We start from the raw sequence: 13,628 nt of genomic DNA, 5'->3' as shown, positions 1-13,628 counted from the left end.
CCTCGGCGCGGAGGTATCCACCGAGCTTGATGCAGGTATCGGTGCCCGGGATGTAATAGAAGCCCGCGCCGTACAGCGAACACACCTTCACATACTCGACCGCCTTGGCCTTGAGCGGAAGATCGGCGGCTTGCGCAGCGGCGGAGGCGACAAGGGTCGCCGCGGCCCCGAGCAGAATGCCCTTAACAAATCTCATGTCGAAGTCTCCAGTTTGCCATTGTTGGGGTCCGCCATCGTCTCGGCTTTCACGCCGGTCGAACGAGCTTCACCCGTGAACCCGCCATCTGATCGCCCGCGAAGCCGATGCGCTGGACGACCTTTACGGCCGGACGACGTCGAGGTGCCCCCTCCGTCTGTGCAGCAAACTTACGGGTTGGAAATAGTGAAAGAAAGTACCAATGTAAAATACATAAATTAGTTTCTGATGGGTGTGGCTTTCGGGCAACGATTGTGACAATTATGTGGCAGGCCAAATCGTCGAAATCACCCTGATTTTGAGGTTCTCTGTTACCTCATTGGAATCGCATGAGTTCCGGAGGTGAGCCGAACAGACATGGCGGACCCGGGACGGCGTGGCGCGTTGCCTGCTTGGATAATTTGGTTTGCGAGATAGATTTTGAAAAAACATACTACTGTTCGAAATCAACAGTGCGCTGGCGAACGACGAACGACACAGCGATCTGAGGGATGAACCGATGGAGGATGGCGGCATGCCGGATCGGCGCGATGGCCTTAAACAGCAGCCTGGCGCGATCGTCGCGGCAGCCGCCGCGGAGCGTGGGGATGCGTCCGGCGCCCACCGCGACTACGGACTGTCGCATCAGATCATCTGGGATTTCGTTTCGATCAGCAACAATCTGGAAGACATGCGCCGATCCTGGGCCAAGCTGTTTGGCATCAGCGGCTCGCAATGGCTGATCCTGATGGCGATCAACGATCTCGACCACGGCAATGGCGTGTCGGTCAGCGACGTCTCGCAGAAGGTCCACGCGGTCTCGACCTTCGTCACCACCCAGACCAAGATCCTGGAGCGGCTCGGCCTGCTCAACCGGGTATCCTCGACCACCGACGCGCGGGTGGTGCTGATGTCGCTGTCGGATCGCGCGCGCGAGCGCATCGACGAACTGATGCCGCGCTGGGAAGCGCTGCACACCTTTATCTTTCGGGATTTCGATCACGAGGCGCTGCGCGACGTCAAGGACAAGCTCGAGACGCTGAAGCGGCGAACCAAGACCGCGATCCAGCGCGTCAGCGACGAGATCTGAGCGAATCCCTGCGCCAAGAAGTTGCGGCCAGCTCTTGGGGGAGAGCTGGCCGCGCACGATCCGGTCTGGGACGGGGAGGGGTGGGGATTCGACCGGCTCGCGTATCTCCTGATTCTAGCGTTGCTTGGCGCTGGCGGTGACCACCGAGGGTCTCGGATCACCTAACGCAACCCAATTGTTCGGATCGCTCTGCGACTGCCGCTTAACGAAACGGTATCCGGTATCGGTCCAGGCCACGACCTCCTCGTTCTGGTTGTCGAGGATGAATTCGCCCTTGTCGGTCTTCACCGTCAGCACGGCGTGGCCGTCATTCTGCTTGTCGCGCACCACGGTGATCAGCAACGCTTCGCGCGGCCAGCCGGCGTCGATCAGCATCTTGCGCTTCAGCAGAACGTAGTCCTCGCAGTCGCCGTAGCCGTCGGTGGGCAGCGACCATTTCTCGACCACACCCCAATGATCCATGTCGGTCATCGGCTTGACGTTGTCGTTGACCCAGCGGTTGATGCGCAGCAGGTCTGTCCATGCGGTCTGGGTCAAAACGATATCGCGCGGCTGCGTCGCACCGCCCCGGCACTCGCCGGGATTTTCGGCGCAAAACTCGATCCAGCCGATCGGTGCCCGTGTGGTATCGCCGACGCTGGCGTAGCGAACCCGTTCCGCCGCGTTTGCCGTTGCTGCCATCGCGAACATCGCGGTGGCGATCACCAGCCTTCTACCCGTTCCCCTGCTACCAAACATTGTGGCCCCCGCTTCTTGTTGGGACCATGTTTTGCACAAGGAATTTGCGCGGCCGCTAAATCGGCCAAGTACAATTGAAGCAATTACAAGTAAAAATTCCGCTAGATTTAATCTATACTTGAATCGAATTCGACTAAAACTTGAAAGAACTGTAGTTGATTCAAATTTGAGGCATTAACGCCTGAACGCCGACGCGACCGGGGTTTTTGCAGCGGGAGGCTGTGCGCGTTAACCGGCGACGGCGCGCCGCGAGGGGCGGCCGGGCGACATCGCACGCCACTTGTCTGCCGTTGTGGTCGGAAAAAATTCGAATTGCGGTGCGGAATTCTTTACCGGGCGGTAACGCTGTCTTCGAGCGTCTCTGCGAGCTGCTCGTGAACGAACTCCAGCGCGAAGCCGTCGTCGAGGTGGCGGACCACCCGGGCCTGCACCCGGCCCAGCGAAACCAGCGACTTCACGGGCGGTCGCTGTTCCGCCGCGATCGCGGCACCCGACCGCGACATGTCGATGATCCGGCAGCTCATCGTGCTGCCGTCTTCGAGCGTGAGCAGGCAGATCGGATTGCGCGGCACGATACGGTCGTGACGGCGATCTTCCGGCAGGTTGAGAATGTCGCGGTTGGCGAGCCAGGTCAGCTGCGCCGCGAGCTTGTCGCGCTTGCGCGGCGTGGCGCCGAGATTCATCGCAAAACCGTTGTCGATGATCCGGGTGATCTTGCCTTCGACCCGACCGATATGGTCGAGATAGGCGATCACGCGATCTCCGACATTGCCGATTCCGGGCGCCAGCATGGCCAGCCCGCCGGGTGACATGTTGATGATCTGGCAGGGAAACTCGCGCCGGTCCGGCAGCATGTAGCGCCCGAGCAGATGAACTTTCACCCGCTGGAAGCGTCGCCGCTCCATCGCGTTCGGCTGAATTGAATGTTTGTGCAGCGCCATCGTTTCCGCCGGTCGACCGGACTCGTCGAGCCCCCGAACCCTACGGCTTCTACGGTTAATGGCTCGTTAGCAATCGGCCCGTTGAGAAAGGTCAGTGCGGCGCCCGGACACCGTCGACGACATCACGCAGCCGTCGCGCCAGTTCCGCCTTGCGATAGGGTTTCGTCAGGATCACCGATCCATCGCGCACCCGGCTGCGGCCGGCGACGGTATCCAGCGCATATCCGGAGGTCAGCAATACGCGCAGATCTGGGTTTTGCTTCTGCGCGAGGCCGGCTAACTCCCAGCCGTTGATGCCGCCTGGCATCACGATGTCGGTGAACAGCACATCGATCGCGACGTTCGAGCCGAGTTTCTGTAGCGCGTCGTTGCCGTCGATGGCGGCGATCACGACGTAGCCGAGGCTTCGCAGGCACATCACCGCAAAGGAGCGAACGTGGGGGTCGTCTTCGACGATCAGGATCACCTCGTTGCCGGTGGCATGGGGCTCGATCACCGGGATTCGCTCTGGCGCCTGCTCCAGTTCCTGTGACAGCGCCGGCAAGTAGATCCGCACGGTGGTGCCGAGTCCAGGCTCGCTGTAGATCGAGACATGGCCGTTCGATTGCTTGACGAAGCCATAGACCATGCTGAGGCCGAGGCCGCTGCCCTTGCCGACCTCCTTGGTGGTGTAGAACGGCTCGAACACGTGGTCGAGCACCTCCTTCGCCATGCCTTCGCCGTTGTCGGTGATGGCGACCAGGACATATTCGCCCGGCAGCACTTCCGGATGCAGACTGTGATAGGGATCGTCGAGCGAGACGTTGGACGTGGCGATGCTGAGGTGTCCGCCGCCGACCATGGCGTCCTGCGCGTTGAGCGCGAGATTGATGATCGCGGATTCCAGCTGCGCGCGATCGGCGAACGCTGGGCGCAGGTCGGGGGCGAAGTCGGCGTTGATCGAGATATCCTCGCGCAACGTCCGCCGCAGCAGCTTGTGCATGGAATCCAGCAACTCGTTGCAGTCGATCTCGACTGGCGCCAGCGTTTGACGGCGGCCGAACGCCAGCAGACGCTGGGTCAGTTCGGCGCCGCGTTCGCCGGCCCGGCCGATGTCGTCGGCGAGGTTGCGCAGGTCCTGCCTCGCCTTGAGCTGCTCGCTGAGAAACTCGGCGTTGCCGACGATCACCGTCAGCAGGTTGTTGAAGTCGTGCGCGATGCCGCCCGACAGCTGACCGACAGTTTCCATCTTTTGCGCCTGAACCAGTTGTTCCTCGATCCGCTTGCGCTCGGTCAGGTCGTGGATGATACCGACGAACACCGGCTCGCCGTCCTGCTTGGTTTCCCCGACCGACAGATCCATCGGAAATATCGAGCCGTTCTTGCGCTGGCCTTTCACCTCGCGGCCGCTGCCGATGATCTTGCGGACGCCGGTTCGATGATAGTTGCCGAGATAGCCATCGTGCTCGTCCCGATATTCATTCGGCATCAGCATTTTGACGTTCTGCCCGATCACTTCTTCCTTCGCGTAGCCGAACAGCGTCTGGCAGGCCGGGTTGAAGGTCTGGATCGTGCCCTTGGCGTCGATCAGGATGACGCCATCGACCACGGTCTCGATCAGGGCGTTGATCCGATCGTCGGCCTCGCGGATCACCTGTTCGGCGCGACGGCGCTCGGTATTGTCGCTGGTGACCTTGGCGTAGCCGATCAGGGCGTCATACTCGTCCTTCAGCGGCTCGATCACGACATGGGCCCAGAACTGGCTGCCGTCCTTGCGCAGCCGCCAGCCGTTCGCCTCGTAGCGCCCGTCGCGTCGGGCAATCCCGAGGTTGTGATCCGGATCGCCGCGCTGCCGCGCCTCTTCGGTATAGAATTCACCGAAGTGCCGGCCGAGAATCTCGTCTGCGCCGAACTGCTTGATGCGATTTGCGCCGCTGTTCCAGCTGGTCACGCGTCCGTCGAGGTCGAGCATGTAGATGGCGTAGTCGGTGACGCCCTCGACCAGCAGGCGGTAGTTGCGCTCGCTGTCGCGCGTCGCCTGGCCGGCGCGCCTGCGTTCCGTCAGGTCGCGGGTGATACCGACGAAAACCGGCTTGCCGTCCTGCTCGGTTTGTCCGATCGATAATTCCATCGGAAAGATCGTGCCGTCCTGGCGGCGCCCCTGCGCGGTCGCCGCGACGTGACCGACCGTGCAATTCAGCCAATCGCGGCTCCAGGCCGGCAGCAGCAGTCTGATATGTTCGCCGATCACCTGATCGGCGGAATAGCCGAACAGCTTTTCGCAGGCCGGATTGAACAGCTGGATGCGTTCGCCGGAATCGATCAGCATGATCCCGTCGACCGCTGCCGTCACCACGGCCTGTAGCCAAGCGGCCTCCGGTTTCTCCTGGATCATCTGGCGACGCTATCTGGCAAACGCACTGTTCGCGGCTGGAGTGGATCGTTCGGCCAGGCAGGCATCGATGACGGCCATCAACGTCGCCGGCGTGAACGGTTTGCGAAGACAGCGAGCGGCCCCCAGTTCGAGCGCCATCCTCAGGAAATCGGGCGCCGGCGACCTGTTCTCCGCAAACACATATCCGGAGATGGCGATCAGAGGCGTCGACGGCGCGCTCTGGTGAAATACCCTGACCGACTCGAAGCCGCGCATGTTCGGCATGAAGATGTCGACGATCATCAGATCGAAGCTGGCGTGCCGCAATGCGTTGAGCCCGGTGACGCCACACTCCGCGGTCACCACTGAGTGACCATTGGCTTCGAGCCAGACTCGTATCGCAGCTCTGATCAGCGGATCATCATCGACAAGAAGTATTCGTGGCATGGTCCACCCTCTAACGTTGCGCTTACTTCACCCTCCCGATCGAGGCTGCGAATCGCCCTCTTTTTGCCATGTTCGGCTCGATCCGCGAGGCTTGTCTGCCCGAATTCGGGAATACCGACGCTGTTGCGCTTATTAGTTGATTCTGTTGAAGTGATCTTGTTATGTCGTTTTCCGATCATAGGGTTAGGGGCGGCTGCGCGCTGGGGCCTCCGGTCTCGATAGTGCGGCTCACCCCTACTATCTTGGGAGATGAAATGGCTTCGTTCCGACAGTCGCCGAACGATGTGCTGACGTCGCTGCCGGAAGCCGACTTCGAATTGCTGCGCCCGCATTGCCGCACCGTCGAACTCGTCAATGGCGACATTCTGGTCGAGGCCGGGGCGCCACTGCTGCAAATCTACTTTCCGCATAGCGCTGTCATCTCCAAGATCGTCAGCCTCGCGGGCGGTGAATCGATTGAGGTTGCGATGATCGGCCGCGAAGGCGTGTTCGGCGGATCGGCCGCGCATTACGGTGAGCTTTCCCCGACGGCGGGGATCGTCCGGTTTCCCGGGGCGGCCTCGGTGATCGACGTCGGGCATTTTCGGGCGGCCTGCGCGCAAAGCGAACCGTTGCGCGCGGCGTTGATGCAACGTCAATGGCAACACATCGTGCAGGCCGAGCGGACCGCGGCGTGCAATGCCGCGCACAGCGTCGAAGCCCGGCTGTGTCGGCGCCTGTTGATGTTGCGCGACCTCGCCCGCTGCGACGAACTGCCGCTGACCCAGGACATTCTGGCGCAGATGCTGGGCGTCCAGCGCAACAGCATCTCGCTCGTCGCCATCGAGCTTCAGCAGGCGGGCCTGCTCCGCTACAGCCGCGGCCACCTGGAAATCACCGACGTCGACGGACTGATCGAACGGTCCTGCGAATGCTACGAGCGCGCGCAGCCGCATGGCGGGGGCCCGAGTGGAACCGGCGACGCGCCGGGGCGCGCGGCGCCTGATTCGGTCGCGTCCGGCCCGACGACTGGATCTCGCCCGCGCGCGGTCTGAGCGCGACGCCTTCGGCTGCGCGGGTCATTTGAGTCAGATCAATTCGCCGGCGGCCAAACCGGGTAGCACTGCGCGCCCGGTAGGAGAAAAAGACGATGACGGATCAGAGGTTCAGCGCGGATCGCTCACGGCTGGAGCCGGAATCGTTCCGGAATGCCAATGACGAGCAGATGCGCGTCCTCACGGCGCTGCTCGGCTGCCTGATCGTGGCGGAGCGAGGCGACAGCGAGGCCGCCGAGGATCGCGCGCCTCGTGCGTAACAGCAACTTTCCGCCTATTTCCCGCGCCATCGATTTGGGCGGAGGGTGGGCCGTTCCCGCTCAGCGGTTTGCATGTCGACTGCGTAGTATTACCAAGTAGATTTTGCTGCGGCTGCTGCGCAAATAATTGTCATGAGCCTGGATCGTTTCGATCCGTGCATTGTTTGGTATTTAGGTGGCGTCTCCGGCTGCCGACGAGCCGCCGCTATGACCAGCGCTCCGGCCGTCTTGGCGGGATTGGACACCATGACGACCATCCGCCAATCACCGAATGACTTGCTGGCAGCACTTCCGCTGGTGGATTTTGAGTTACTTTGCGCTCGTCTCAAACCGGTCGATCTGCGGTTCGGTCAGGTGCTGGTCGAGGCCGGCGGGCCGCTAAAGCTGGTGTATTTCCCTCACGACGGCATCATCTCCAGCATGGTGAGCCTGGGGCAGGGCGAAGCCATCGAAGTGGCGATGGTCGGGTGCGACGGCGTGTTCGGCGGGTCCGCCGCGCTGTTCGGCGGCACCTCGCCGACCGCCGCGGTCGTGCGCTATCCGGGAAAAGCCTCGGTGATCGATGTTGCGCATTTTCGAACCGTCGCCGAGCTGAGCGCGCCACTGCGCGCCGCTCTGATGCAAAAACAATGCATCCAAACCATGCAGGCCGAGCAGACCGTGGCCTGTAACGCCTCGCATAGCGTCGAGGCCCGGTTATGCCGCCGGCTGTTGCAGTCGCGCGAATTGTCCGGCAGCGATCGCCTGCCGCTGACACAGGATATGATGGCGCAGATGTTGGCGGTGCAACGCAACACCATCTCGCTGGTCGCGCATGCGCTGCAGCACGCCGGCGTGATCCGCTACAGCCGGGGGCATCTCGAAATCACCAATCTCGATGGTCTGATCCGGCGCTCGTGCGAGTGCTACGACGCCGATCATGCCCACCTCTCCAACGCCAGCGTCAGCCGCGGCGATCCGCGCCAGCGGGTCCGCAATCGCGGCGATCACCGCATGGCGGATCAGCGTAGCCCCTCATAGACGGTGAAGCCGCGCGCCACCGACCATTTGCGCAACGCCCGCGGGCCGAAACGCCGGGGCGGCTGTCCGATGGTGCGCCACGACGTCAGGTTAAAATCCCCGAGTGTGCCAGGACCGTTATCCTCGAACGGTGCCAGCAATCCGGTCATGCTGAGCGGGGTGTGGGCGCGCGGGTTGAACGGCAGCAGCAGCAATTCCAATTGGGCCGGCGAACCGCCGGAGGCCGCGGCGGTGATGCCCGCCACGATCGCCAGAGTTTCCTCGGCGACGATGCCGAGAACGTCCTCGATCTCGCGGCGGCTGGTGGGCGAAAACAGCGCGGCGAATCCATGCCCCTTGAGGTCGCGTCCGAGCAGCGCGCAGACCCGGGTTCCGGCCACCCGAAACGGATAGTCGGCGGCCGGATCGCACGACAGCACGAAGATGTCGCCGAGCAGTTCGCGCACCGCGTCGGGCTCGATCTCGCTACGGTCCGGCGCCGCGGCGCCGCCGCGTCTGTTGTCCCAGTAAGCGAAGAACGCTCGGTTGGCGGGATGTTTCATGGCTTCAAATACTCGCCCCTGACCGTGGCACCGCGGCTTGCGGGACAGTTCTGTCCCGGTATCACGCAGCGCTGGCCCCCGATGGTGTTGTGCTGGACGGGACTTGCAGCGTCCATGCCGAAAGCCGATCTGGCCGCTGCGGGGCCGGCGTTTCCGGCGTTAACGTTAAATTAACTATCAGCTTGGGTGGCGGCTGGCGGGCGGCTAGGGTGCGCTGGTTCCAAGGCGCCGGTGGTCTCCAGGCATCGGCGCTGATCTTCACAGGGTGGCTGAAAAACAAGCTGGTCGTCGCGCGGGAGGGGTGGGGATCCCCTCGCTTGAAAGACCGGGTTCGAGCAAGGGAGGGCTTTCTCAGAGCCCTCCCTTTTTTCGTCACGGGACGCCCCCGATCGGGACCGCCGCGATCCTTGGCTTGCGCCGCCAAGCCAAGCCGCCTATCTGGTCGTTTCGCTCGCGTGAGCCGCTCGTACCAGGTCGTTGGCCCTTGGAATCTTCGCTTGTATCGCCGCCGGAGCCGCCGCGCGAACCCATCCTGACGATTCCGGGCGCCCTGACAGCCTATGTGGCGCTGCTGGCGGTGATCCATCTGCGCGTGCTGCTGCCGCCGGATCTGGAATACTGGACCATCGAGGTGTTCGGTTTCATTCCGAAGCGCTACGATTCAACCCTGCTGTCGATGCCGTTTCCCGGCGGTTCCGGCGCCAAGGTCTGGACCTTTCTGACCTATTCGCTGCTGCACGCCAATCTCAGCCACATCGTCTTCAACGTGCTGTGGCTGCTGCCGTTCGGCAGCGCGCTGGCGCGCCGCTTCGGCGCCGTGCGGTTCTTCGTGTTCATGGCGGTGACCGCTGCCGCCGGCGCGCTGGCCCATCTCCTCACCCATGAACACGCGCTGGCGCCGATGATCGGAGCCTCCGCGTCGGTGTCGGGGGCGATGGCCGCCGCGATCCGGTTCGCCTTCGTGCAAGGCAGTTTCCTGTCGTTCCGGAGCGGCGACGCCGATGCCGCGGCGCGGGTGCCGGCGCTGTCGCTGTTCCGCGCCTTGCGCGACCCCCGCGTGCTGGGATTTCTCGCGGTCTGGTTCGGCGTCAACATCGTGTTCGGGATCGGCTCGATCGCGATCGGCGCCGAGGGCGCGAGCGTCGCCTGGCAGGCGCATATCGGCGGTTTTTTCGCTGGTCTGCTGCTGTTTTCGCTGTTCGATCCGGTTCCCTCGGCGGGCGACGGCCGGCCCGCGCCGGGCGGGTTCCAAGGCTGAGCGCCACGGCGCTTGCGGCGCAGACCCGTTTCATCCATCATTAATAGGTATCATTTGCATCTGGGTTGTTTGAACCCAGCGCCGCGTGCGCCTGCCGAATGCGTCCGAATGCATTCGAAGCTGATCTTTCGAAGCTGATCTGTTGGTTGAAGACTCGACAATAAGAGACCGTGCCCATTAAGGGCGTGCGAACTTTGGGAGGCGACCATGACAGTCCGTGCAATTCTCAATTCCAAGGGCCACCACATCGTCAGCGTCGAACCGGAGACAAGGTTGTCGGCCGCCGTAAAAATCCTGTCGGAACGGCGGATCGGCGCGGTGCTGGTACTGAACCAGCAGCGCATTGCGGGAATCCTGTCGGAACGCGACGTCGTGCGCGTGCTCGGCGAAAGCGGTGCCGCCGCGCTCGATCAACCGGTCAGCGCCGTGATGACCCGCAAGGTGATTAGCTGCCGGCAGGGCGACAGCGTCGGCGCGATCATGGAGATGATGACGTCCGGAAAATTCCGGCATCTGCCGGTGATCGAGGACGACAGCATCGTCGGACTGATCTCGATCGGCGACGTCGTCAAATGGCGGGTGCGGGAATTCGAGCACGAGCAGCAGGCGCTGCACGACTACATCAAGTCGGCCTGAGGCGAGGCGGACGCGCGCGGGGCGGCGCGCGAGAGTCGTCACAAATCGAGATTGATATCTTTTGTGGCCCGGTCACGACTAGATGCCTTGGTGCAGCGATATGATGCGATAGGCCAGCTCGGGTCACGCCTATCGGTTCGCCGCCAAACTCACAATGGATCCGAACTGGTTATGTATCTCGGCCGAGAGTGATTTGTTGCGGTAATTGGATGCCTTCTTCAAATAGCTTGCAGAAGCAAACTAAGTTCTGAAACACTGCCGGTAGATTTTTTTAGAAAGTACGTCCTGCCGGTTCTTTGGAATGTCCAATCGTCAATTGCTGGCTGCCGTGGAAGCCATCTACAACGCTGCGCCGGATCCATCTCGATGGGTCACCGCACTGAACGCGATTGCGAACTACTTCGGCGACGTTGGTTCGGTCCTGCTTTGGCATCGCGATGATGGCAGTGTGGGGCTGATCGCTTCACCCTCCCTTGCGTTGGTGCACAAGGACTATCAGGAAGGGGGTTGGGACCGCCGCGACATCCGGTCCAAGCGGGCCGAGGAACGCTTTTTCTCGCTGCGCCGGGAGACGATCACGGATCGCGATTTCATGGCGCCCGATGAATTCGATACCGAGCCGTTCTATTCCGAATTTCTCGCCCGCCACGGACTGCGCTACTGCCTTGCGACCAGTATTTCACCCGACGCAAATCTGACCGTCGCGATCAGCGTCCAACGCACGATCGACAAGCCGCCGTATACGTCCGAGGAAATCGACGACATGGCGCTGCTCGGACGTCATGCAGAGAATTCGTTGCGGCTGAGCATGCGATTGTTCGACGCCGAGCTGGCCAACACCAGCCTGCGCGATGCCCTGGATTGCATGGGAGTCGGCGTTTTCGCATTGGACAATCTCGGCCGCGCGGTTTTCGCCAACCGGGCTGCGGAGCGCCTCTGCGGCCAGGAGATAAAGCTGGTAGACTCACGATTGCGCATCGGGCAAGGCAGCCAGCGGGCCGAGATCGATATTGAGATCGCCCGCACGATCGGGGGAGGGACCGCGGAGCTGTTGGCGAAGCGCACGCCGATCCTGGTGAAGCGCACCACCTCGGATCGGCCGTTGGTGATTTATCTGCTGCCAATCCATTTTTCGGGCGATCAGCCCGAACAGTTTCTCACCAGCACCCGCGCCATCGTCCTGATCATCGATCCCAAGGCGAACGATCCGGCAGACCCGGCCCTGGTCCGCGACGTGCTCGGTGTGACGCTCGGTGAGGCGCGGGTCGCCGCACTCGTTGGTTCCGGCCTGGCACCACGCGAAGCGGCGGCGCGGCTCGGCATCGGCGAAGAGACGGCGCGCACCGCATTGAAGCGCGTGTATTCGAAGGTCGGCGTTTCCCGGCAAAGCGAACTGACAGCCCTGTTGACGAAGCTTGTGCTGCGATAATTCACACCGATCGTTCGCGATTGCCCCCAAATGGGAGCTGACCTGGGAACCCGTCCCCCACTTCCTGTTGAAGTCCCTAAACGTGGAGAGGGATAGGGGCGATCAATCGGATTTCAACAATGCGCACAGGATCGTACGTTGCCGCAGCTACCGCCGGGACGCTGTTGTTCTTGACATGCGCGAATGCCGCAGAGTTGAAGACCTTCGCCACCATAGCCGTCGAATCGACCCTGGAAGATTTGTTACCAAAACTGGAAACGGAAACTGGGAACAAGCTCAATATATCTTGGGCAACGGCGGCAATGCTTTCGAAGCGCGTGCAGGATGGCGAAGCAGTCGATGTCTTGATCCTCACAAAGCCAGCCCTCGACGGACTTGCTAGAGAGGGCAAGGTCATTGTCGGACACGATGCGGTCTTTGCCAGTACCGGCATTGCTGTTGCAGTTAGAGCTGGAGCTGCGAAGCCTGACATTTCAACGCCGGAGGCATTCAAGCGAGCACTCTTGGAAGCCAAATCTGTGGCCTTTAGCGATCCGGCAACCGGTGCTGCAAGTGGCGTCTACATCGCCAAGCTTATTGAGCGGATGGGCATTGCGGAAGAGATCAAGAGGAAAACGAAATATCCGCTCCCAGGAGGTTTCGCTGCGACCTTGCTAGTCAGTGGCGAGGCAGATCTAGCCATACAGCTGGAGCCTGAAATTGCCTCGGTGGCGGGCATCGAAAAGGTGGGCAGCCTCCCAGCCGAGCTGAACAACGTTACGATATTGGCAGCTGGTTTGGGCAAGGATTCAAAGAATGAGGCGGCCGCGCGCAGGGTGATAGAATATTTGCACTCGTTCGAAGCGGTGGCCGCTTTCAAAGCTCATGGCATTACCCCTGAAGGCCATTAGCTCCAGGTCTTGAGCCGAAGGTCTTGAGCCTCAGGTCTTGAGCTACGTGTTTGCTAATCGCATGAAACGGTGCAAGTGCCGGATTCGCGGGCTGATCACGATGCACGACCGGATAGCGGCTCGGCATCGGCGAGGAGACGGTCCGCATGGCGCTAAAGCGCGTGTTTTCGAAGGTCGGCGTTTCCCGGCAAAGCGAAAAGACAGCCCTGTTGACGAAGCTTGTGCTGCGATAATTCACACCGATCGTTCGCGATTGCCCCCAAATGGGAGCTGACTTGGGAAATCGCTCCCCTCATCCTGCCGATGTTCGCGACCGCGGAAATGGAAGGGTGCTGAAGCCATCCCGATCTTCACACGCCGCATGGGTCCAACATGAAGGCGCTGGCAGCGTCGGTTTTGCCACACGATTGCCAAGACTACAGTCCCGCGTTTGAGCCAAAAATCGACCGGAAGTAACTTCCGGAATGAATTTGGAGTGTTGCAAGTGAGAATTGTCGCTCTCGTGATCTTTTTCGCAATTTCTGGCGCTATATTTACGGCGTCCGTCGTGCCGGCTCTTGCAGGAAAACAGAACGGCAAGCCGGGTGGCAGGGGTTCGGCGCATTCCGATCAGCTTAAAAAGTCTGGAAAGCATAAACAGGTTGCCCCCACTGCGGCGGCGCCTGCTTGCCGCAATCCCGATCGAGCGTGCTACTGATCGCCGGGTGCGGTTGGTTTCGGAAAGCCAAAGGTGTCGTGGGCGGAACGCTAACCCTCGTCATGGTGTCGCCGCTCGTGATGCCGTGATGTGCTGGACGAATCGATCAATTGCCTCC

14 protein-coding genes are annotated in these 13,628 nt (G+C 61.7%); 8 read left to right on the top strand and 6 right to left on the bottom strand.

Annotation, left to right across the window (positions count from 1 at the left end; all coding sequences use genetic code 11):
- On the bottom strand, positions 1-196 hold a 196-nt coding region (locus HXX15_RS22125), incomplete at its 3' end, for a porin (protein ID WP_296519008.1).
- A 514-nt stretch (positions 197-710) separates the two neighbouring features.
- Between HXX15_RS22125 and HXX15_RS22120 the strand changes: the two genes are divergently transcribed.
- Positions 711-1,265 carry a MarR family winged helix-turn-helix transcriptional regulator gene (locus HXX15_RS22120; protein ID WP_296519006.1) on the top strand — a complete coding sequence of 185 codons (555 nt, stop codon included), beginning with the start codon at positions 711-713 and terminating at the stop codon, positions 1,263-1,265.
- 114 nt (positions 1,266-1,379) lie between these two features.
- Here HXX15_RS22120 and HXX15_RS22115 read toward each other — a convergent pair whose 3' ends face one another.
- From HXX15_RS22115 to HXX15_RS22100, 4 genes are all read right to left on the bottom strand, one after another.
- On the bottom strand, positions 1,380-2,003 hold the full coding sequence (locus tag HXX15_RS22115; protein WP_296519004.1) for a transglutaminase-like cysteine peptidase: 624 nt from the start codon (positions 2,001-2,003) through the stop codon (positions 1,380-1,382).
- A 329-nt stretch (positions 2,004-2,332) separates the two neighbouring features.
- Positions 2,333-2,944, bottom strand: coding sequence for a PilZ domain-containing protein (locus HXX15_RS22110; protein WP_296519001.1), 612 nt, complete (start codon positions 2,942-2,944; stop codon positions 2,333-2,335).
- Between the two features lie 91 nt (positions 2,945-3,035).
- Entirely contained in the window at positions 3,036-5,318 is a 2,283-nt protein-coding gene (locus tag HXX15_RS22105) for a PAS domain S-box protein (protein WP_296518999.1), read from the bottom strand.
- 9 nt (positions 5,319-5,327) lie between these two features.
- Positions 5,328-5,744 (bottom strand): response regulator, encoded by a 417-nt coding sequence (locus HXX15_RS22100; RefSeq protein WP_296518997.1) that lies wholly within the window; start codon positions 5,742-5,744, stop codon positions 5,328-5,330.
- A gap of 284 nt (positions 5,745-6,028) precedes the next feature.
- Between HXX15_RS22100 and HXX15_RS22095 the strand changes: the two genes are divergently transcribed.
- From HXX15_RS22095 to HXX15_RS22085, 3 genes are all read left to right on the top strand, one after another.
- The gene (locus HXX15_RS22095; protein WP_366558604.1) at positions 6,029-6,778 is read left to right on the top strand and encodes a Crp/Fnr family transcriptional regulator; all 750 of its coding nucleotides are present in this window, start codon (positions 6,029-6,031) and stop codon (positions 6,776-6,778) included.
- A 95-nt stretch (positions 6,779-6,873) separates the two neighbouring features.
- Positions 6,874-7,038 carry a hypothetical protein gene (locus HXX15_RS22090; protein ID WP_296518996.1) on the top strand — a complete coding sequence of 55 codons (165 nt, stop codon included), beginning with the start codon at positions 6,874-6,876 and terminating at the stop codon, positions 7,036-7,038.
- 246 nt (positions 7,039-7,284) lie between these two features.
- The gene (locus HXX15_RS22085) at positions 7,285-8,058 is read left to right on the top strand and encodes a Crp/Fnr family transcriptional regulator (RefSeq protein ID WP_296518994.1); all 774 of its coding nucleotides are present in this window, start codon (positions 7,285-7,287) and stop codon (positions 8,056-8,058) included.
- Here HXX15_RS22085 and HXX15_RS22080 read toward each other — a convergent pair.
- On the bottom strand, positions 8,040-8,600 hold the full coding sequence (locus tag HXX15_RS22080) for a PAS domain-containing protein (protein WP_296518992.1): 561 nt from the start codon (positions 8,598-8,600) through the stop codon (positions 8,040-8,042). The genes HXX15_RS22085 and HXX15_RS22080 overlap by 19 nt on opposite strands.
- Before the next feature lie 484 nt (positions 8,601-9,084).
- Here HXX15_RS22080 and HXX15_RS22075 point away from each other — a divergent pair, with 484 nt between their 5' ends.
- From HXX15_RS22075 to HXX15_RS22060, 4 genes are all read left to right on the top strand, one after another.
- Positions 9,085-9,858: a rhomboid family intramembrane serine protease gene (locus HXX15_RS22075; RefSeq protein ID WP_296518990.1), complete on the top strand. Its 774-nt coding sequence runs from the start codon at positions 9,085-9,087 to the stop codon at positions 9,856-9,858.
- A 207-nt stretch (positions 9,859-10,065) separates the two neighbouring features.
- Positions 10,066-10,494, top strand: a complete 429-nt coding sequence (locus HXX15_RS22070) for a CBS domain-containing protein (protein WP_296518989.1) — start codon at positions 10,066-10,068, stop codon at positions 10,492-10,494.
- A gap of 301 nt (positions 10,495-10,795) precedes the next feature.
- Positions 10,796-11,923: a PAS domain-containing protein gene (locus HXX15_RS22065; RefSeq protein WP_296518987.1), complete on the top strand. Its 1,128-nt coding sequence runs from the start codon at positions 10,796-10,798 to the stop codon at positions 11,921-11,923.
- A 119-nt stretch (positions 11,924-12,042) separates the two neighbouring features.
- Complete coding sequence (locus HXX15_RS22060; RefSeq protein WP_296518986.1) at positions 12,043-12,813, top strand: substrate-binding domain-containing protein; 771 nt, start codon at positions 12,043-12,045, stop codon at positions 12,811-12,813.
- Positions 12,814-13,628 lie beyond the last annotated feature (815 nt).

It is taken from the genome of Rhodopseudomonas sp., from assembly GCF_013377015.1.
Lineage (GTDB): Bacteria > Pseudomonadota > Alphaproteobacteria > Rhizobiales > Xanthobacteraceae > JARJEH01.
This window is presented reverse-complemented; position numbering and strand designations above follow the sequence as displayed.